This is a genomic window from Streptomyces sp. S465, from assembly GCF_026898115.1.
GTDB classification, from domain to species: domain Bacteria; phylum Actinomycetota; class Actinomycetes; order Streptomycetales; family Streptomycetaceae; genus Streptomyces; species Streptomyces luomodiensis.
On the sequence record NZ_CP114036.1, the window covers coordinates 2,883,763 to 2,902,311 of the forward strand.

At 70.5% G+C, this 18,549-nt stretch carries 19 protein-coding genes and 2 pseudogenes; 14 read left to right on the forward strand and 7 right to left on the reverse strand.

What is annotated here, in order from left to right; translation table 11 throughout:
* Positions 1-95: 95 nt before the first annotated feature.
* A complete protein-coding gene (locus N6H00_RS12445; protein ID WP_268971716.1) occupies positions 96-419 on the forward strand; it encodes a DUF6355 family natural product biosynthesis protein in 324 nt (107 codons plus the stop codon).
* Positions 420-1,034: 615 nt separating this feature from the next.
* The gene (locus N6H00_RS12450) at positions 1,035-1,361 is read left to right on the forward strand and encodes an antibiotic biosynthesis monooxygenase family protein (protein ID WP_268971717.1); all 327 of its coding nucleotides are present in this window, start codon (positions 1,035-1,037) and stop codon (positions 1,359-1,361) included.
* 123 nt (positions 1,362-1,484) lie between these two features.
* On the opposite strand, the gene N6H00_RS12455 is transcribed toward N6H00_RS12450, so the two are convergent.
* Positions 1,485-2,048 (reverse strand): flavoprotein, encoded by a 564-nt coding sequence (locus tag N6H00_RS12455; RefSeq protein ID WP_268971718.1) that lies wholly within the window; start codon positions 2,046-2,048, stop codon positions 1,485-1,487.
* Between the two features lie 134 nt (positions 2,049-2,182).
* Between N6H00_RS12455 and N6H00_RS12460 the strand changes: the two are divergent.
* Positions 2,183-2,761: pseudogene (locus tag N6H00_RS12460) on the forward strand (helix-turn-helix domain-containing protein); the annotation flags it as partial.
* Between the two features lie 58 nt (positions 2,762-2,819).
* Here N6H00_RS12460 and N6H00_RS12465 read toward each other — a convergent pair.
* Positions 2,820-3,179, reverse strand: a complete 360-nt coding sequence (locus N6H00_RS12465; protein WP_268971719.1) for a winged helix-turn-helix transcriptional regulator — start codon at positions 3,177-3,179, stop codon at positions 2,820-2,822.
* 92 nt (positions 3,180-3,271) lie between these two features.
* Here N6H00_RS12465 and N6H00_RS12470 point away from each other — a divergent pair, with 92 nt between their 5' ends.
* The 5 genes and pseudogenes from N6H00_RS12470 to N6H00_RS12490 all read left to right on the forward strand — a co-directional run bounded on the left by N6H00_RS12470 (position 3,272) and on the right by N6H00_RS12490 (position 7,237).
* Entirely contained in the window at positions 3,272-4,111 is an 840-nt protein-coding gene (locus N6H00_RS12470) for an enoyl-CoA hydratase/isomerase family protein (protein WP_268971720.1), read from the forward strand.
* A gap of 74 nt (positions 4,112-4,185) precedes the next feature.
* Positions 4,186-4,355, forward strand: a pseudogene (locus N6H00_RS12475) (IS5/IS1182 family transposase); the annotation flags it as partial.
* Positions 4,356-4,432: 77 nt separating this feature from the next.
* Complete coding sequence (locus tag N6H00_RS12480) at positions 4,433-5,344, forward strand: MerR family transcriptional regulator (RefSeq protein ID WP_268971721.1); 912 nt, start codon at positions 4,433-4,435, stop codon at positions 5,342-5,344.
* Positions 5,345-5,908: 564 nt separating this feature from the next.
* Positions 5,909-6,304 carry a hypothetical protein gene (locus N6H00_RS12485; protein ID WP_268971722.1) on the forward strand — a complete coding sequence of 132 codons (396 nt, stop codon included), beginning with the start codon at positions 5,909-5,911 and terminating at the stop codon, positions 6,302-6,304.
* 150 nt (positions 6,305-6,454) lie between these two features.
* Positions 6,455-7,237: an HD domain-containing protein gene (locus tag N6H00_RS12490; RefSeq protein ID WP_268971723.1), complete on the forward strand. Its 783-nt coding sequence runs from the start codon at positions 6,455-6,457 to the stop codon at positions 7,235-7,237.
* Positions 7,238-7,272: 35 nt separating this feature from the next.
* On the opposite strand, the gene N6H00_RS12495 is transcribed toward N6H00_RS12490, so the two are convergent.
* The gene (locus N6H00_RS12495; RefSeq protein WP_268971724.1) at positions 7,273-8,571 is read right to left on the reverse strand and encodes a sialidase family protein; all 1,299 of its coding nucleotides are present in this window, start codon (positions 8,569-8,571) and stop codon (positions 7,273-7,275) included.
* Positions 8,572-8,789: 218 nt separating this feature from the next.
* Between N6H00_RS12495 and N6H00_RS12500 the strand changes: the two genes are divergently transcribed.
* From N6H00_RS12500 to N6H00_RS12520, 5 genes are all read left to right on the forward strand, one after another.
* Positions 8,790-9,533, forward strand: coding sequence for a response regulator transcription factor (locus N6H00_RS12500; RefSeq protein WP_268971725.1), 744 nt, complete (start codon positions 8,790-8,792; stop codon positions 9,531-9,533).
* Positions 9,530-10,249 carry a sensor histidine kinase gene (locus N6H00_RS12505; protein ID WP_268971726.1) on the forward strand — a complete coding sequence of 240 codons (720 nt, stop codon included), beginning with the start codon at positions 9,530-9,532 and terminating at the stop codon, positions 10,247-10,249. The genes N6H00_RS12500 and N6H00_RS12505 overlap by 4 nt, the downstream gene beginning before the upstream one ends.
* Positions 10,250-10,474: 225 nt before the next feature.
* Complete coding sequence (locus tag N6H00_RS12510) at positions 10,475-11,713, forward strand: cytochrome P450 (protein WP_268971727.1); 1,239 nt, start codon at positions 10,475-10,477, stop codon at positions 11,711-11,713.
* A 19-nt stretch (positions 11,714-11,732) separates the two neighbouring features.
* Positions 11,733-11,930: a ferredoxin gene (locus tag N6H00_RS12515; protein ID WP_268971728.1), complete on the forward strand. Its 198-nt coding sequence runs from the start codon at positions 11,733-11,735 to the stop codon at positions 11,928-11,930.
* Complete coding sequence (locus tag N6H00_RS12520) at positions 11,927-13,117, forward strand: NAD(P)/FAD-dependent oxidoreductase (protein ID WP_268971729.1); 1,191 nt, start codon at positions 11,927-11,929, stop codon at positions 13,115-13,117. The genes N6H00_RS12515 and N6H00_RS12520 overlap by 4 nt, the downstream gene beginning before the upstream one ends.
* 570 nt (positions 13,118-13,687) lie before the next feature.
* Here the strand turns inward: N6H00_RS12520 and N6H00_RS12525 are convergent.
* Positions 13,688-14,026, reverse strand: a complete 339-nt coding sequence (locus tag N6H00_RS12525; protein ID WP_268971730.1) for a P-II family nitrogen regulator — start codon at positions 14,024-14,026, stop codon at positions 13,688-13,690.
* Positions 14,023-15,333: an ammonium transporter gene (locus N6H00_RS12530; RefSeq protein ID WP_268971731.1), complete on the reverse strand. Its 1,311-nt coding sequence runs from the start codon at positions 15,331-15,333 to the stop codon at positions 14,023-14,025. The genes N6H00_RS12525 and N6H00_RS12530 overlap by 4 nt, the downstream gene beginning before the upstream one ends.
* 429 nt (positions 15,334-15,762) lie before the next feature.
* Here N6H00_RS12530 and thrS point away from each other — a divergent pair, with 429 nt between their 5' ends.
* A complete protein-coding gene (thrS, locus tag N6H00_RS12535; protein ID WP_268971732.1) occupies positions 15,763-16,995 on the forward strand; it encodes a threonine--tRNA ligase in 1,233 nt (410 codons plus the stop codon).
* A gap of 265 nt (positions 16,996-17,260) precedes the next feature.
* Here the strand turns inward: thrS and N6H00_RS12540 are convergent, their stop codons facing one another.
* Positions 17,261-17,815: a GNAT family N-acetyltransferase gene (locus N6H00_RS12540; protein ID WP_268971733.1), complete on the reverse strand. Its 555-nt coding sequence runs from the start codon at positions 17,813-17,815 to the stop codon at positions 17,261-17,263.
* A gap of 70 nt (positions 17,816-17,885) precedes the next feature.
* Positions 17,886-18,461, reverse strand: coding sequence for a helix-turn-helix domain-containing protein (locus N6H00_RS12545; protein ID WP_268971734.1), 576 nt, complete (start codon positions 18,459-18,461; stop codon positions 17,886-17,888).
* Between the last annotated feature and the right edge of the window lie 88 nt (positions 18,462-18,549).

Consider the following 18,549-nt stretch of genomic DNA (forward strand, 5'->3'; position numbering starts at 1 on the left):
GGTACGAGAGTGCCCTTCTGCAGGCTTGTCCCCAAGCGAACACCGAGCGATGCGCTCGACCGAGTGCACGCGGACGCCGGCAGAAGGGAAAACTCATGCAACTGGTCAACGCGGTGAAGAGCCGGACGAGCGGACGGTGGAAGCGCGCGGTTCTTCCCGCCGCGGCGCTCGCCGCCATCGCGGCCTACGGCCCGTTCGCTCCCCAGGCTCAGGCCGCACCCGCCGTCAAAGACCCCTGCGGGTTCTACGAGACCTCCACCGACGCCTACTACAACCACTGCACGAGCGACGGCTCACATATCGTGATCGAGATCGACGACTGGTTCACCAACACTGAGATGTGTGTGGGCCCAGGGGTGACCTGGATCGGGGCGGCCGGAGATGTCGACGGCGCCTGGTACACCGGGCGCACCTGCTGATCCCCATTCCGGAGATCGAGATGCCGGCGGCCGTGGTGTCGCCGGCATCGGCACGGCCTCACGCCGCTCGGACCGGCGCCGGCAAGGGTGCGGACACCCGCCGCCCAGGCATCGTCACCTGTCCGAAAATCAGTGGAACCGCACTCCCGTGCGCCGCTACCGTGCTCCCGCCCACCGTCACCCCGTCAAGGACGTGCCGATGTACACCACGTGAGACCCCCAAGCGCTGATCCGTCGCGCGTCGCACCTGTGCGCCGCGCCCCTTTCCGCTGCGGTCCTCTCACTGAAACCGGTGTATCTCTGTGTCCAAGAACTGGGTGGCCGTGCCCACCTGCCTACTGATCGTCCGCCACGACAACGACCCCGGCCCGGTCGCCGTACGGCGCCGCGCCGCGGGCCGCCCGATCCGAACCGAGCGGCCGGCCTGGCAGTCGCCCTACGGTCCGCCGCCGCGCCGGTCACACCGCGGCCGGTGGGTGCCTGTGCCGGGATGGGCCGGCTCTCGGCCCGCTATGCGGCACGGATGCCTGGGCGGCCGGTGCGGCTGATCGGCCGCCGGACGGGCCCTGGCGTCGTAGTCCGCGGCCTTCCTGGTGATGCGGCAGGATGGTGGGCATGAGCATCGTCAAGATCAATGTGCTGACGGTCCCGGAGGAGCAGCGCGAGGTGCTGGAGAAGCGTTTCGCGTCGCGGGCCGGGACGGTCGAGAACTCCGACGGCTTCGAGTGGTTCGAGCTGCTGCGCCCGGTCGAGGGGACCGACCAGTACCTCGTCTATACGCGCTGGCGCAGCGAGGAGGACTTCCAGGCGTGGATGGAGGGCCCCATGAAGGCCGCCCACCAGCGCGGCGGCGAGGACGCCCCGCAGCACAAGCCCGCCGCGTCCGGCTCCACGCTGTGGTCCTTCGAGGTCGTCCAGCAGGCCGCACCCAAGCAAGGCTGAATGAGCCCCTTGGAACCATCGCTAGCCCCCCTGGCTTTGGTCAGGGGGGCTAGCGGTTTCGTGTTGCGCCGGTTAGACGGCTGCGAGCCCGCCTGCCCGTTGGCTGCACCGTCCCGGGGCGGCTCATGCACTGCGGGGATCGCGCCCGCTGACGGCTGAGGCGGCGGCTTCGAGGGCCAAGTGCCACGGATAGTTCTCCGGTCGACCCTGGCCCGGCTGGTTGGGTACGAATCCGCCTTCCCCATACAGCACACGCACCCCCATCGCGCGGAGCGTGGCAACGCTGGTGTCGAACTGGGTGTGCTGGACGTAGGCGGCGTTGACGCACGGCATCGTCACGGTGGGGATGCCCTTGCCGATGGCCTCGGCGACGAATCCGACGATGAACTTCTCGGTGATCCCCAGGGCCCACTGGTTGATCGTGTTGAAGGTGGCGGGTGCCAGGACCGCGACATCGGCCGGGGGCCAGGCGTCGGGCTCTTGAGGCAGCTTGTACTGGCTGCGCACCGGGTGTCCGGTCAGCTCCTCCAACCCTGGTAGCTCGTCGTCAAGCCAGCGCGCGGCCGTGGGGGTCAATCCGAGGCAGACATCCCAGTCGGCCGCCTGCGCACGTTCGATCACGCCAGCGATGTTCAGCACCGGCGGGGCGGCGCTTCCGAACAGGTAGAGGACACGGTTCGCGGTCATGCGGGCAGTCCACCGCCTGGCACCCCTCATCCGCAAACCCCCGCCCGCTCGGTGTTGAGAGCGCCGTTCGCCGTCTTCTGCCGTGGCCGAGCGGGTAGCGTCTCCGTTGAGTGAGTCACGAAAGGGAGGCACGCATGCCGCTCCCCGACGACGAGCACACGGGCGCTCGGATCGCACATCACCGGAAACGGGCTGGGCTGACGCAGCGTGGGCTGACTCAGAAGATCCCCTACTCCTACAGCCTCCTGACCCAGGTTGAGTCCGGGCACAAGCCAGCCAGCCCCGACCTGGTGGCCGCTGTGGCGAAAGCGCTGTGCGTCGACGTCACGGCGCTGACCGGGCAGCCCTACGTGACCGAGCTACAGCAGGACCGGTTGGCCTCGCTGGTCCGCCCGATCCGTGAAGCCCTCGGCCTCTACGACCTGGGGGCCGATCCGGCGATCACACCGCGTCCCACTCCTCAGCTCGTCGCCGCTGCTCAGGCTTTGTGTCAGCAGGTCCGGGCCACGAAGCTCCATGACGCTGCTCTTGATCTCCCAGGAACGATGGCGGAGATCACCACAGCCGCGTATCGGACGCCGTCGCATGCCGTTGCCGGACAGCTTCACCTCGGGGCGAGCATCATCGCTGCCCGCGCCCATGACGAAGACGCGGTGAAGAAACACCTTGAAGAGGCCCGGTCCTACGCCAACCGGACAGGCGAAGCAGCGAACGGCTCGGCATGACCAGTTGGGAGTCCTGGCGCCGTCCTGCGCTGGACACACCCGGATGTCACTTGTCCACTCGTCGCTCGTCGTAGCGACAGCGGGCGGCTTCGACCGCATCGAGGTGATCGACGGCCCATTCCAGTACGGCGTACACAGGGGGCCGAAGGGTCCGGCCCAGGGGGGTGATGCGGTATTCGATCGCCACCGGATCCGTGGACACGACCACTCGCTCGACCATGCCGTTGCGCTCTAGTCGTCGCAGGCATGTGGTCAGTGACTTCGGGGTGACAGCGGGCATGTGTTGCCGGAGTTCGTTGAAGCGTCGGGGGCGGTCGCACAATGCGGCCAGTACCAGCAAGGACCACTTGTCGAAGAGTTGGTCGAGCAACTGCCGGCCGTTGCCGTTGAGCTTCACTTCGGGCACGTCGGTCTCCCTCGCGATACCTGATTTCGTTGAAGTATATCCCTGCCACTAGATATACATCAGATACCTGGCCTGACGTCGAAACGGGAATCATGACTGACGCATACTCGACCCTCAAGATCTCTTTCACCAGCGGCGTGGCGCACGTCGTGATCGACAACCCTCCCATCAATCTGCTCGATGCCGCCCTGATGACGGACCTGGACCGGTTCGCGGACGCCATGTCCGGCGACCACGACATCCGGGTGATCGTTTTTGACAGCGCGGACCCGGACTTCTTCGTCGCGCACGGCGACATGACGACCGCCGACGACCCCGCGGCATTCATTGCGCTCCCCATTGCGCCCGAACAGGACCAGTCCCTCAACCCGATGATGCGGCTCCACGAACGCATCCGGTCGCTGCCGCAGATCACCATCGCCAAGCTGCGCGGACTGGCACGCGGCGGCGGTGCGGAACTGCTGTCCGCGATGGACATGCGGTTCGCATCGCTCGAGCGCGCCGGAATGGCCCAGATGGAGTGCCGCCTGGGAATCCTCCCGGGCGCGGGAGGCACTGCATACCTGCCCGGTCTCGTGGGTCGCGCACGCGCCCTGGAGATCATCCTTGGCGGGCAGCTGATCGATGCCGCGACCGCGGAACGGATCGGCTGGGTGAACCGGGCCGTGCCGGACACCGACCTTGACCACGTCGTCGACACCCTCGCCGCCCGCATCGCCGCTCTGCCGCCCGGCGTCGCCCGCGCCGCGACCGAAGCGGTCGACACCGCGGTCGAGTCGACCACTCACGGCCTGCGGAAGGCCAACGAGCTCCTCAGCGGACTCTTCAGTGAGCCCGCTGCAGCCCGTCTTGCCAAGGCTGCACTGGCCGCCGGCGTGCACACCCGCGACGGAGAGCGCCACCTTGAGGCTCTTGTCGACGACATCACCTGAGAACTCCTACCGGGATGCCTTTCAGGCGTCGCCAGCAGATGAGTGCGCACCCGAGGGTGAGGAAGGCTTCGTGCCTGCTGGCCCGACTCCGCGGTGCCAACGCCCTGGACTTCTCCCGCGCCGCAGTCGACGGCTCCCACATCCGGGCGTCAAAAGGGGGCCCAAGACCGGACGAAGTCCCGTCGACCGGGGCAGGACGGGCAGCAAGCACCATCTGTTCACCGACGCCACCGGTATCCCGCTAGGCCGGGTTGCACCTTCCGTAGCGGCATGTGGTCCGGTGGACTTACGTCCCGATGCCTTGAGGAAAGGTCCCTGCTCATGCATTCGTCTTTCATGCCACCCCGTCAGGTCAAGATCGGTGACGCGGCGGCCTTCGTTGGCAGCACGCCACGGGCGATTCGCCATTACCACGAGATCGGCCTGCTCCCCGAGCCTGAGCGGGGCGGCGATGACCGCCGCCGCTACGGGTACGAGGACATGATCCGCTTGCTGTGGATTCGCAAGATGGCCGACGCCGGGATCGCCCTGGACGACATCCGTGACGCCTTTACCACCGGCACGGCTTCCGCCGGTGTGGACAGCGGAGAAGGTATCGCGGGCACCCTGGAGCGGTTGGAGGAAACCCTCGCCGAGCAGGAGGCGGAATTGCGGCGGCAACGGACCGCCGTGCGGCGGATGCGCACCGAAGGCAGCCGGATGGGCCTGCTCTCCGACGTCGTCACCGAACGCCTCAAGAGCCTGCCCGAGGGCTCCCTGCGTCAGGCGGACCTGGACAGTCTGCTGGTCACTGAGCGGATCTTCGGCCCGCTCGGCGCGGCCGTCCAGGCCACCCGCTTCGTCGTCCTGGCCACGCATCCCACTCTGCGGGAGGATTCCGACCGCATCGATGACGCCGAGGAGGCACTCGATGACAGTGTCGCCGTCGATGATCCACGGGTGGCTCAAGTGGCCGTCGAGCGGCATGCCTTCGAAAGCGCCCTGCAGGCCGTCATCGAGGAGTCCGGCCTGGGTAAAGACGACGATGCCCTCTTCGATGCTTGGGACACTTTGCACCCTGCCACCGCCGATGACGGCGAGGGCGAGGCCGACCTCGGCTCTGTCAGGCGGGAGGCTGACTCCATGAGCGTGTTCGAAGCCACCGGCAAGATGCCCTACGACTTCTCCCCAGCCCGCCTGCGCTGTATGGAACTGGCGGAAGAACTATCCGCCCAAGACTCACCCGCTACCTAAAACACGGCCCAGGCCGTCGGCCCCAGCCACAACGCCCCCGCCCCGGACGGCGGTGGGCGCCCGACGGGACCGGCGGCCACGCCGCAGCCCGGCGGGGCGGCCAAACCGCCCGGCGCGCCGCAAGGCGCGCCCGCGTGGCGGCCAGGTCGTGCCAGCCGTAGGTGAGGCGGCTGGTGATCAGGTGGTCGCCGCTGGGGTGAGTCTGGCGAGGTACGGGGCGAGGTGGTCGGGGTGGGTGGCGTTGTCGAAGACGAGGAGCCATCCGCGGTGGGTATCGAGCCAGGTCAGGGCCCATTCGGCCAGGACTGCGCTGGACCGCCTCGCCGTGCAGCGGGCCGCCCCCACACGGCTCGCCCAATGCCTCCTGGACGTCCATGCCCGGCGCGACGCGGAAGACATCGTCAGGTCCCTGGTCACCGCCGTACCCGGAATCGCGTCGGGGCGGACGCTCCGCCTCATCGGTCAGGTCGCCCAGCAGCGCGAAAGGCTGGCCGGTGCACCGTCAAGCCTTACGGATACTCTGGAGCACCTGGCAGAACGGCTCGATGAGGATCCCTTCAGGCTATGATCACGTCTTCCCGTTTGACCACAGACGGCTGGGTCTTCGTCGCCGCCGTCACCACCGTCATCTACATGGTCGCGATGCGCTGGTGCATGCCGACGCCGAAGGCACAGCGGCGCACGTTCCTCGCCCCGCTGGCCGGCTGCGTCTTTCTGGTGCCCAGCGCCGCGGTAAAAGGCTACTCCGTCTCCTTCACCCTGTATTTGTACAGTTGCGGCCTGTTGATGATGGTCATCATGCTGGCGCCGGTCAGGAAAAGGGTCGCGGCCGACATCGCGGAACAGGAACAGAAGCCCTGGACCAAGGTGCCGCTCAATACCTTTTCCCTGTACTGGCTCACAGCGTCGGCCACGGGGTGCATCGCGGCGATGGTCCTGCTCTGGCCGCACGTCGGCTAGCGCACGGAGCGCGGCACACCTCCGACGCCGAGGCGGTGGAATCCTTCCTGGCGAGAATCAGAGGTTTCTCGGCATTTTCGCCGCTGTTGGCTCGGTGACGCCCTTCATAGTCTCGTGGCACCAACCGCCGACCACGAGAAGGCTCTCCACATGTTTGACAAGAGCAAGGGCACGAAGAAGGTCACCCGGCGCACGGTGCTGCAACGTGGTGCCGGCGTCGCCGCCGCGTCCGCGTTCGCCGCCGCCGTCTCCCATCCGCCCGCTGCCGCGGCGCCGAGGCCGCGTGCCGATGCCCTGCCCACGGCGGTGGCCGGTGTCCGCATTCCCGACAGTGGCCTGGCCCGGGAGGCCGCGGCGTTCGCACGAGGCGCGTCCACCGAGACGCTTTTCAACCATGTCATGCGGACGTACCTCTTCGGCTGTCTGATGTTCGACCAGCAGGGCGTTCGCTACGACCGCGAGCTGGTCTTCGTCGCCTCGGTCCTGCATGACCTCGGGCTGGTCGAGGCGTACCGGACGCCGAATGAGCGCTTCGAGGTCGACGGTGCCGACGCCGCACAGCGGTTCCTCCGGGAACAGCGGATGTCGGCCGACCGGGTGGCGGTGGTCTGGGACGCGATCGCCCTGCACACCACCGCCGGTATCGCGGCTCGGAAGCGACCGGAGATCGCCATGATCGCCGTCGGTTCGGGTATGGATTTCTCCGGGAACGGCCTTCAGAAATTGCCGTCCGACGCTCTTGATGACGTGCTGACCGCGTTTCCCCGGAAGGGATTCAAGCAAGAGGCGATCGACACCATAGTGTCGCTGTGCCGCACCAAGCCCATGGGGGAACTCATGCATCCCTTCGCCGAGGTCGGCCGCCGCCACATCGCCGACTTCTCGGTGCCCACCGTGGAGGACCTGCTGCTCGCCGCGCCCTTCGAGGATTGACGCCACACCCCAAGGCCGCAATACCGCCGGCCGGGTCACGCGTCATTCGTTGCGTAATACAGCCGGCACACGCCCCCGTCGTAGTCGGTCGCGGCCTCCAGCACCTCGCTGCCGTCGGCTGAAGGCAGCAGGCTGGAGCTGTAGTTGGGGCAGAAGTCCACCTTGTCGGACGTCACGGCGACGGGGGCCGGGATCTCGCGCCAGGCGCCTTGGCCGCCCTTGCTGTTGGTCCAGATCGTGCGCCCGCTGCCCTGGGCCTTGCTGCCGTCCGCGTTGTACATCGCCTGCCCGACCAGCAGCAGCTTGCCCTGCGGGTTCCCTTCCTCCGGTGCCCAGGCCAGGTTGGGCGCGTGCTTGAAGTACTTGCCGTCCGCCGTCTCGGGCCGGATACCGAGGTTGGCGGGGTCGCCCCAGTCCCATCCGTCGGGAGAGGTGCGGTAGTGCACCACGCATGAGTACTGGGCGTCGTCGGAGCAGATCTCGTAGGTCATGATGTACGTGCCGGTCGGCAGCTTGCGCACGACCGCCATTCCGGGGCGGTCGGAGACCGGGGCGCTCGCGACGGTGTCGTGGAGACCGCTCCAGGAGACGCCGTCCCGGGAGCGCACGGCGACGAGCTTCTGGCTGTGGCGCGGATCGGTTTCGTCGGAGTAGTGGCAGACCAGGTTTCCCTCGGCGTCGATGGAGAACTCCGGCTCCCACAGCCCCTTGGCGTCGGTGGCGGCGGCGACCGTGGACAGGTAGGTCCAATGACGGCCCACGTCGGTGCTCTTGAACACCCGTATCGACATCCGGCGGTCGGACTCGTCCTGGCCGAAGGAGGCGGCCCACAGCAGGGTGCCGGCCGGCATGTCCCCGATCTGTCGCGGCAGTTCGAAGAGGGTCGCGCAGCACAGCCCGCGGCCGTCGGCGGACTTGGGGTCGGCGATGGTGCCCACTTGGCGAAAGCTCGCTCCGTCGTCGGTGCTCTCCTGGATGGTGCCGACGCCGTCGCCGCCGTCGTGGACGACGGACGAGGCGAGCACGCGTCCGTTGCGGTCGCCGCTGTGCTCCAGCCGGATCGCCCGGGGGTAGAGGGCCGCGCCGTCGCGCAGCGGAGTGACGGTCTTCTTCCGCAGGGACTCCGCGGCGCCCGATCCGCTCTTCGCGGAGCCGGCGGCGGAACGGGGGTCCTGGGAGCCGGAGTCGTGCGAGCCGGAGGCGGCGGAGGACTCGGCTCCCGCGGCGTCGTTCCCGGTGTCCTGGCAGGCGGTCAGCCCGAAGGCGGCGGCGGCGACCACCGCGGCGGCGGCGACGGCCTTGCGGGTGTGGTGACGTGCGGTGCGATAGGGCATGTGTCCCCCCGTGTCGTGGGTTCTGTCGTGGCCTGCCCCGTCCTTCGGGCTCGTGGCGACCACACTGTCCGCCGCCGCTGACGGACTCCTGCCGATCCGCTAACAGGCCGCTAACCTCTCGTTCTCGCGTTCAATGACGGTGGCGAACTGTCCGGATCCCATCGCTCACGATCAGGGTCCTGGTGCCCCGGAACGGTCGGTTCACGTAGTGTCATGGCGTGTACGGGAGTGTCAGCGAAAAGCCCGAGAAGCCAGCACCCGCCCGTGGCGGCGGGCAGCACATCCTGGTCGTCGACGACGAAACGAGAATCGCCGAACTGCTGGCGACCACCCTGGAGCTGGCCGGTTACCGGGTCGGCACCGCGGCCACCGGCGGGGAGGCGCTCGACCGGGTCGGGCGGGAGCGGCCCGACCTGGTGATCCTCGATGTGATGCTGCCGGACATGGACGGCTTCACGGTGTGCCGGCGTCTGGTCGCGGCCGATGAGGACCATCCGCCGGTGCTCTTCCTCACCGCCCGCGACTCGCTGGACTCGCTGGTCACCGGCCTCGGCATCGGCGGGAACGACTACGTCACCAAGCCGTTCCGGATCGCCGAGGTGCTGGCCCGGGTGCAGGCGCAGCTGCGCACCCGGAGCCGGCGGCGGGAGGAGCCGTCGCCGCGCTACGCGGATCTGGTGCTGGACGATACGACCCGTCAGGCGCGGCGTGGGCAGCGGACGCTGGCGCTGACCCCGGGGGAGTTCCGGCTGCTGCGCTATCTGCTGGTCAACGCGGGCCAGGTGCTGTCCAAGGAGCAGATCGGCGAGCATCTGTGGCTGGCGGAGCACAGGCGTTACGGGGACAACGCCATCGAGAAGCTGGTCTCCCGCCTCCGCCACAAGGTCGACGGGGCCGGGCCCGCCCTGATCCACACCCGCCGTGGCTTCGGCTACTGGCTCGGCCGCCTCGCGCAGATATGAGCGCGCACGGGGAGGAGGCGGACGAGCGCCAGCAGCGGCTGGAGGTGCTGCTGCACGAGCTGCGCACCTCCCTGACCACCATCCGGGGCTGGGCCGAACTCCCGCTCCAGGGGCTCAGCGACGACCCCGAGCTGATGGTGCGCGCCCTGCGCCGGATCCAGGACGAGGCCGACCGTATGCACCAGGCGGTCCAGCAGGTGTTTCCCCGTGCGGACGCCTCCTGGGTACCGGTGCCGGACCGGGAGCCGGTGTGTCTGCGGGACGTGGCGGACGAGGCGGTGGCGGATCTGGGGGTGCTCGACCCCGAACGCCCCATCGCACGGGAGGACTCCGGCCGGGTGGCCCTCGTCGCCGACGGCCGCCTGCTGCGGCACGCCGTCCGCAATCTGCTGGTCAACGCGTTGCGGCACACCCCCGCCGGGTCCCCGGTGACCGTGGCGGTGCGCGGTCCGGTGGCCGGGCCCGGCGGGCAGCCGCGGGCCGAGCTGTCGGTCAGCGACCAGGGGCCGGGCATGAGCCCGTACGACATCGCCCGGCTCACCGACGCTCGCTCCGCCGAGGACGGCCGGAGCGAGCTGGGCGGCGGGCTCGGCCTCACCATCGTGCGGCGGGTGGTCGAGCGGCACGGCGGCGAGGTGACCGTGCGCAGCGCACCGGGCCGCGGCACCACGGTCACGCTGGCCTTTCCCGCTGTCAGCGATTCGTCAGGAAACTGACCGGGGGACGTCAGGTGGAGGGGGTTCGCTGGTCACCACGTCCCCGACGCGAAGGATCGGTCCCCTGAGACGAAGGAGCACATCCCCGACGCGAAGGATCGGTCCGACGCGAAGGAGCACGTCCCCGTATCGCGAAGGAGCACGTCCCCGTATCGCGAAGGGTCACGTCCCCGTATCGCGAAGGTTCACGCTCCGCTCATCGGAATCCCCCACCCGAGGAGAGACATGACCGAGACGCTGGCAGAGACCACGGCCGAGGCGGAAGAGCCGCTTGCGGAGTTTCCGATGCCGCGTGCGGCCGGCTGCCCCTTCGACCCGCCCCCGGCCACCCGGGTTCTCCAGAACGAGCGGCCGATCGCGAAGGTGCGGCTGTGGGACGGCAGCACCCCGTGGCTGGTGACCCGGCACGCCGACCAGCGCGCGCTGCTCGGCGACCCGCGGGTCAGCTCGGACCCCCTGGTGCCCGGTTTCCCGCATCCGAACGAAGGCTTCCGCGAGAACTCCAAGCGGCGGCGGACGTTCCTCGGCATGGACGACCCCGAGCACGCCCGGATCCGCCGGATGGTCACCGCACCGTTCGCGATCAAGCGGGTCGAGGCGTTGCGGCCCGACATCCAGAAGATCACCGACGATCTGATCGACGCCATGCTGGCCGGGCCGACCCCGGTCGACCTGGTGCGCGCGTTCGCGCTGCCGCTGCCGTCGCTGGTGATCTGCCGGCTGCTCGGGGTGCCGTACGAGGACCACGACTTCTTCCAGAAGAACAGCTCGGTGCTGATCAACATGGCGTCGTCGGTCGAGGACGTGGTCCGCGCCAACGAGGCGCTGACCGACTATCTGGACAACCTGGTCGCCGCCAAACTCGCCGACCCCGCCGACGACATGCTCTCCGAGCTGGCCGCCCGGGTCAGGGCCGGTGAGCTGACCCAGCGCGAGGCCGCCAACATGGGCGTGCTGCTGCTGATCGCCGGTCATGAGACCACCGCCAACATGATCGCCCTCGGCACCGTCGCGCTGCTGGAACACCCCGACCAGCTCGCCGTCCTGCGGGAGACCGACGATCCCAAGGCGGTGGCCAGGGCGGTCGAGGAACTGCTGCGCTACCTGTCCATCGTGCACAACGGCCGGCGCCGGGTCGCGCTGGAGGACATCGAGGTCGGCGGCGAGACCATCCGCGCCGGGGACGGGATCATCCTCCACACCGGCACCGGCAACTGGGACGCGGAGGTCTTCCCCGAGCCCGAGCGGCTGGACATCAGCCGCGACGCCCGCCGCCACATGGCGTTCGGCTTCGGCGTCCACCAGTGCCTGGGCCAGCCGCTCGCCCGGCTGGAGCTCCAGGTCGTCTACAGCACGCTCTACCGCCGGATTCCCACTTTGCGGCTGGCGACCGGCCTCGACCAACTACCGTTCAAACACGACGGTGCCGTCTACGGCGTCTACGAACTGCCCGTCACCTGGTAACGAGGAGTACGAGTCAGCCATGCGTGTGGAAGTCGATGTGCCCAAGTGTGTGGGGTCAGGTCAGTGCGTGATGATCGCCCCTGATGTGTTCGACCAGCGGGAGGAGGACGGCATCGTGGTCCTGCTGAACGACAGGCCCCCGGCCGAACTCCACGCCGATGTGGAGGAGTCCGCGGTGGTCTGCCCGGCGGCGGCGATACGGGTGGTCGAGAAGTGAAGCAGGTCGTGGTGGTCGGTGCCTCCGCCGCCGGTCTCGCGGCGGCGGAGACGCTGCGCCGGGAGGGCTACGAGGGCACGATCACGCTCATCGGCGATGAGCCGTACCACCCGTACGACCGGCCACCGCTGTCCAAGCAGATCCTCGGCCGGCAGTGGGAGGCCGACCGGGTGCCGCTGCGCGCGCCCGCCGACCTGTACGGGCTCGGCCTCGATCTGCGCCTCGGGACCGCCGCGACCGGGCTCGACCTCGCCGGCCGTACGGTCGCGCTGGCCGACGGGGCGCGGGTGCCGTACGACGGCCTGGTCATCGCCACCGGCGTCCGCCCGCGCCGGCTGCCCGGCGACGGCGGGGAGCGCGCGCATGTGCTGCGCACCCTGGACGACGCCCTGGCCCTGCGGGACCGGCTGGTCCCGGGGCGGCGGCTGGTGGTGGTCGGCGCCGGATTCCTCGGCGCCGAGGCGGCCGCCGTGGCCCGGGGGCTCGGCGTGGAGGTGACCCTGCTGGAGCCGACCCCGGTGCCGCTGGCCCCGGCGGTCGGCGAGCGGGTCGGACGGATGCTCGCCGAGGCCCACCACGACCACGGCGTCGATCTGCGCACCGGGGTCACGGTGGCCGAGGTGGCCGACGGCGGGGTGCGGCTGGCGGACGGCACCCTGGTCGAGGCCGACGAGGTGCTGGTCGCGATCGGCTCGGTGCCCAACACCGACTGGCTGGAGGGCAGCGGCCTCACCCTGGGCAACGGCCTGGAGTGCGACGAGTACAGTGCCGCCGCGCCGGGGGTGTACGGCGCGGGGGACGTGGCCCGCTGGCACAACCCGCTGTTCGGTACCGCGATGCGGATCGAGCACCGGACCAACGCCACCGAGCAGGGCATGGCCGTGGCCCGCAACCTCCTGCGCCCGGACGCGCGCAAGCCGTTCGCCCCGGTGCCGTACTTCTGGTCGGACCAGTACGACTTCCGCATCCAGGCCTATGGACTGCTGCGCGGCCATGAGGAGGTCGCGGTCGTCGAGGGCGCCCTGGAGGAACGGAAGTTCCTGGCCGTCTACCGCGCCGGGGACCGGGTGGCCGGTGTGCTGGCCGTCGGGATGCCGCCCAAGGCACTGCGCACATGGCGGCAGGCGGTCGCCACGCGGGCCGCGTGGCGGGACGCGGTGGGGGAGCTGGTCCCGGAAGGGGCGTAGCGACCCAACCCAAGCGACAAAAGCCCGGCCGGACCACCCCGGCCGGGCTCCGGCCCATCGTGCCCAGCCGTCCCGGCCCGTCGGCCCCAGCCGGACGGGCGGCCCCGGCCGCCGGCCCCGGCCGGACGGGCCCGGCACGTCGAGCCCGGCCGTCGGCCCAGGCACGTCGTGCCCCGGTCCGGCCCCGGCGCGTTGCCCAGTCGGTCGCGGCACGTCGGCCCGGCGCACCCGGTGACGGCCCTGGCGCGTCGCCTCGCCCGTCCCGGCCCGCCGCCCCCTGGCCCATCACGCCCGGCCGTCGGCCCAGGCACGTCGCCTCGCCGCCCACGGCACGTCGGTCCGGCGCGCCCGGTGCTGGTCCCAACCCGTCGCCGCGCCCGCCCCGGCCCGCCGCCTCATGAGCCCCGGCACACCGCCTCACCAGCCCCGACCCGCCAGTCCGGCGCGCCCGGCCGTCGGCTCCGGCCCGTCGACTCGCCGGCCCCGTAGTCGGCCCCTGCCGGACGGGCGGGTCCGGCGATCGGCGGGCCCGGCCGTCCGGCGTCGCGGTTGTCGGCGTTATCGCGGTTGTCAGATGGCGTCCGGGCCGCGTTCCCCGGTGCGGACCCGCACTACGTCGTCGACCGGCACGGCCCAGACCTTGCCGTCGCCGATGCGTCCGGTGCGGGCGGCGGTGGTGATCGTCTCCATGACCGCCTCCGCCTCGGCGTCCTCCACGACCACGTCGATCCGCGCCTTGGGGACGAAGTCGACGCGGTACTCGGCGCCGCGGTAGACCTCGGTGTGGCCGAGCTGGCGGCCGAAGCCGCTGGCCTCGGTGACGGTGAGGCCCCGCACCCCGATCTCGTGCAGCGCCGTCCTGACGTCATCGAGCTTGAACGGCTTGATGATGGCCGTGATCAGCTTCATCCGAGCGGGGTCCTGTCCGAATGCGGGAGCGGGCGGTGGGCGTGGGCGTTCTGCGGCACACCGTGGCCCAGAACGCCGTGATCATAGGCGGTCTCGGCGTGGACGGCGAGGTCGAGGCCGGACCGTTCGTCCTCCTCTGCGGCGCGGAAGCCGAGGAACCGGTCGATCAGCTTTCCGATCCCGTACGTCACGGCGAACGCGTAGGCCCCCACCGCCAGCACCGCCACCACCTGCTTGCCCAGTTGCGCCGGGCCGCCGCCGGAGAGCAGCCCGGAGGCGCCGCCGGTCATGGCGGAGGTGGCGAAGAGGCCGATGAGGACGGTACCGACCACCCCGGCGACGAGGTGGACGCCGACGACGTCCAGGGAGTCGTCGTAGCCGAACCGGAACTTCCAGCTCACGGCGTAGGAGCACAGCAGCCCGGCGGCCAGTCCGATCACCAGCGCGCCGGCCACGCCCACCGAACCACAGGACGGGGTGATGGCCACCAGTCCCGCGACCGCGCCGGAGGCGGCGCCCAGGGTGGTGGCGTGGCCGTCCCGCAGCTTCTCGACCGCCAGCCACCCCAGCAGCCCGGTGCAGCCGGCCGCCTGGGTGTTGACGAACACGGCGGCGGCCAGCCCGTCGGCCCCCAGCGCCGAGCCCGCGTTGAAGCCGAACCAGCCGAACCAGAGCAGTCCGGCCCCCAGCAGCACCAGCGGCAGGTTGTGCGGCCGCATGGCCTCCTTCTTGAAGCCGATCCGCGGTCCGAGGATCATCGCGAGCGCCAGCCCGGACGCCCCGCAGTTGACCTCCACCACGGTGCCGCCCGCGAAGTCCAGGGCGCCCAGCTGGTCGAGGATCCAGCCGCCGGGTGCGAAGACCCAGTGCGCGACCGGAACGTATACGAGCAGTGTCCATACGGCCACGAAGACGACCCACGCCCCGAACCGTGCCCGGTCGGCGATGGCGCCGCTGATCAGCGCGGCCGTGAGGATCGCGAAGGTGAGCTGGAAGGTCGCGAACAGCAGGGTCGGCACATGCCCGGTGAGGGTGGTCGGCCCGATGCCGTGCAGGCCGATGTGGTCGAGGCTCCCGATCAGACCCCAGCCGCCGGTATCGGTCCCGAAGGCGAGGCTGTAGCCGACGAGCAGCCACACGACGGTGACGACGGCGATCGAGACGAAGCTCATCATCAGCATGTTGAGCGCGCTCTTGGCGCGGACCATGCCGCCGTAGAAGAGGGCGAGCCCGGGGGTCATCAGCAGCACGAGCGCGGTGCTGGCCAGCAGCCAGGCGGTGTCACCGGTATGGAGTCCGGTCGGCATATGGATATGTCACCTTCCCAGTCGGCATGGCTTCGCGTCGAGGCTCGACGGCCGCTCGGGGAAGGGTCACTTTTCCGCGTTACCGAGTGCGCACAGCGGTGTTTCCTGCGTGTTTCGTGTTGCCTGCACGTTTCCGGTGCGCGTTCGCGATGCGCGGGTTCCGGTGCGCTTGCGCCGTTCCGGTGCGCGTTTCCGGTGGCCGGTGGCGCAGGCCGCTGCCGCACGCGGAAAACCGGCGGCGGCCCCGGCCCGACCGCTGCTACCGTCATCCGCATGAAGCGCGCTGCCATGACGACGACGCCGGAGAGTGTCCCGGCGCGCTGATCGACGTTCTGATCCCAAGCCCCGGGGCGAGTGCCCCGGGGCTTTGCCGTGCGGTCACTCGCCCGATGTCCACCGACATCCACCGACCTCCCCGAGGAGACCGCGATGCCCGACCACCGCAAGCTCGGCCGTGAGCTGGACCTGTTCGACACCGACCCGCTGATCGGCGCCGGCTTGCCGTACTGGCTGCCGGACGGCGCGACCATACGGCACACCCTGGAGGAGTACATCCGCGACGCCGAGCGCCGGGCGGGTTACCGGCATGTGTACTCGCCGGTGCTCGGCAAGCGGGAGCTGTACGAGCTGTCGGGGCACTGGTCGCACTACAGCGACGACATGTTTCCCCCGATGGAACTGGGCGCGCAGCCGGGCGGGGAGCAGGTCGTCCTGCGCCCGAGCCTGTGTCCGCACCATGCGGTGATCTACCGCTCCCGCGCCCACAGCTACCGCGAGTTGCCACTGCGGATGGCCGAGCTGGGCGGGATGTACCGCTCGGAGCTGTCGGGCGTGCTCGGCGGACTGACCCGGGTCCGGGCCATCCAGCTGAACGACGCCCATATCTTCTGCACCCTGGACCAGGTCGCCGACGAGGCGGGGGCGGCCCTGGAGATGATCCGCCGGGCGTACCAGGCGCTGGGCATCGCCCCGGCCCGCTACCGGCTCTCCCTTCCGGGCCCGGGAGGGAAGTATGTCGCCGCCCCCGAGCTGTGGCGGCGGTCGACCGCCCTGCTGACCGACGTCCTGGACCGCTCCGGCCTGCCGTACGAGGCGGTGGAGGGCGAGGCGGCGTTCTACGGCCCCAAGATCGATGTGCAGGTGGCGGACGGCGCCGGCCGGGAGTCCACCCTGTCCACCGTCCAGGTCGACTTCCACCAGCCCGAGCGGTTCGACCTGCACTACATCGGCCCGGACGGCGCCCGGCACCGTCCGGTCATGGTCCACCGCAGCATCATCGGGAGCGTGGAGCGGGCCGTCGCGCATCTCATCGAGGTGCACGGCGGGGCCTTCCCCGCCTGGCTCGCCCCCACCCAGCTGGTGGTCCTCCCGGTCTCCGAGGCCGAGCTGCCGCAGGCCGAGGCGCTCGTCCGGCGGTGCGCGGACCTCGGGCTGCGGGCGGAGCCGGCCGGACCGGAACGCGGCAGCCTGGGCGCCCGGATCCGGGCCGCCCGCCTCGTCCCCTACCAGGCCGTGGTAGGCGCCAGGGAGGCCGCTGACGGCCGGGTGGCCCTCCGTCTACGCGACGGCCGCCGACCGGCCCCGCAGGCGGCCGACGACACCCTGGCCCGGATCGCCGCGCTGGTCGCGGCGCACAGCACCGACCTGTGGGACGAGGCATGACGCCGCCGTACCGCCGGGCTACGGGACAGCCGCCCACCACCGAGGCTGTAGCCCCGCCGCCTGGGAGCTAAGGGCCCGCCGCCCACCGCCAGGGCCGCGGACCCGCGCGAACGCGTCGGCGACGCCCCCGAATCCTTCGTCGACCCATCCGCTGTACTGCTCCACGGCTCCCCCGCCTTTCCTCGACCCCGCTGGTCCCTGCTGGTGGTCCCCGCTGATGACAACCGCGCCACCCTGGACCGGGGTCACCACTCCCACGACCGATTTACGCTCCGGCCGGGGCCACCGGCGTATCGAGGTGTTTGTAGTAGAAGCTGGAGTCCTCCAGGGAGCCGTCCGGGTCGGTGGCGTAGCCGGGGACGACGCCGAAGCGGGTCCAGCCGTCGGCGGCGTAGACCCGCTCGGCGGTGCTGCCGGTGCGGGTGTCCAGGAGCAGGAGGGTGACCCCGGCGGCGGTGGCGGCCGCTTCGGCGGTGGCCAGCAGGGCGCGGGCGATGCCCTGGCCCCGGGCGTCGCGGTGGACCATCAGCTTGAGGATCTCGGCCCGGTGCCGGCCGTTGGGCTTACCGGAGAAGGCCAGGCTGACGGTGCCGTTGATGCCGGTCATACCGTCGCGGGAGACCCAGACGGCGAGGGTACCGTCGGCCACCACCGGGGCCTGGGTCCGCCACCAGGACGCGGCGGCCTCATGGTCGAAGGGGGCCAGGAAGCCCAGCGAGGCGCCGTCGTCGACGACGTCGACCAGGAGCTCGGCCAGTCCCTTGACCGCGTCGGGGAAGTCGGCGGCGGTCAGGCGGTCGATGCGGTGGGGTGAGGGCACGGCGGTTTCTCCTTCTGCGGGGTCTGACGGGCTGGTGCCTGACGGGCTGTCGTCCGGCGGTCTGGCGGTGTTACGGGAGGACGACCATCAGGGCGTAGCGCACCGGTGCGGAGCCCACACAGCGGAACCGCGAGCTTCCCCACAGCCGGAACCGCAGACAGTCCCCCGCCGCGAGCTCGTGCACATGGCCGTTGGCCGTGATCTCCACCGCGCCCTCCAGAACCCAGATGTGCTGCTCGACGCCGGGGACCGGTGGCCCGTCGTAGGCGATGTCCGCGCCCGGACGCAGCGTGCCCTCGATCACCTCACCGCGCAGCCCCGGATGCGGCGGGGACACCGAGCGGCGGGTGAACCCCGATGTCCGGTCCCGCCACATGGACTGCGCGGCGGCGCGCACCACCTGCGGCGGCTCCGACTCCACCTCGGCCAGCAGCCGCGACATCGTGCGCTCGTAGACCGTGCACAACTTATTGAGCAGGGCGGCGGTGGGGCTGATCTCGCCGCGTTCGAGACGCGACAGCGTCGAGCGGCTGATGCCCGCCCGCCGCGCCAACTCGTCCAGCGACCAGCCCCGTTCCATGCGCAGATCGCCGAGCCGGGCGGCCAGCCGGGCCTCCAGGGGTTCGACGCACTCCAGCTCTCCCATATACGAGAGGTTATCCCATATCCGGGAAGCCTCCCCCGCCCCAGGGCATGAGCATGGCCGCCGCCCGGAGGGGGAAGCCGGGCGGCGG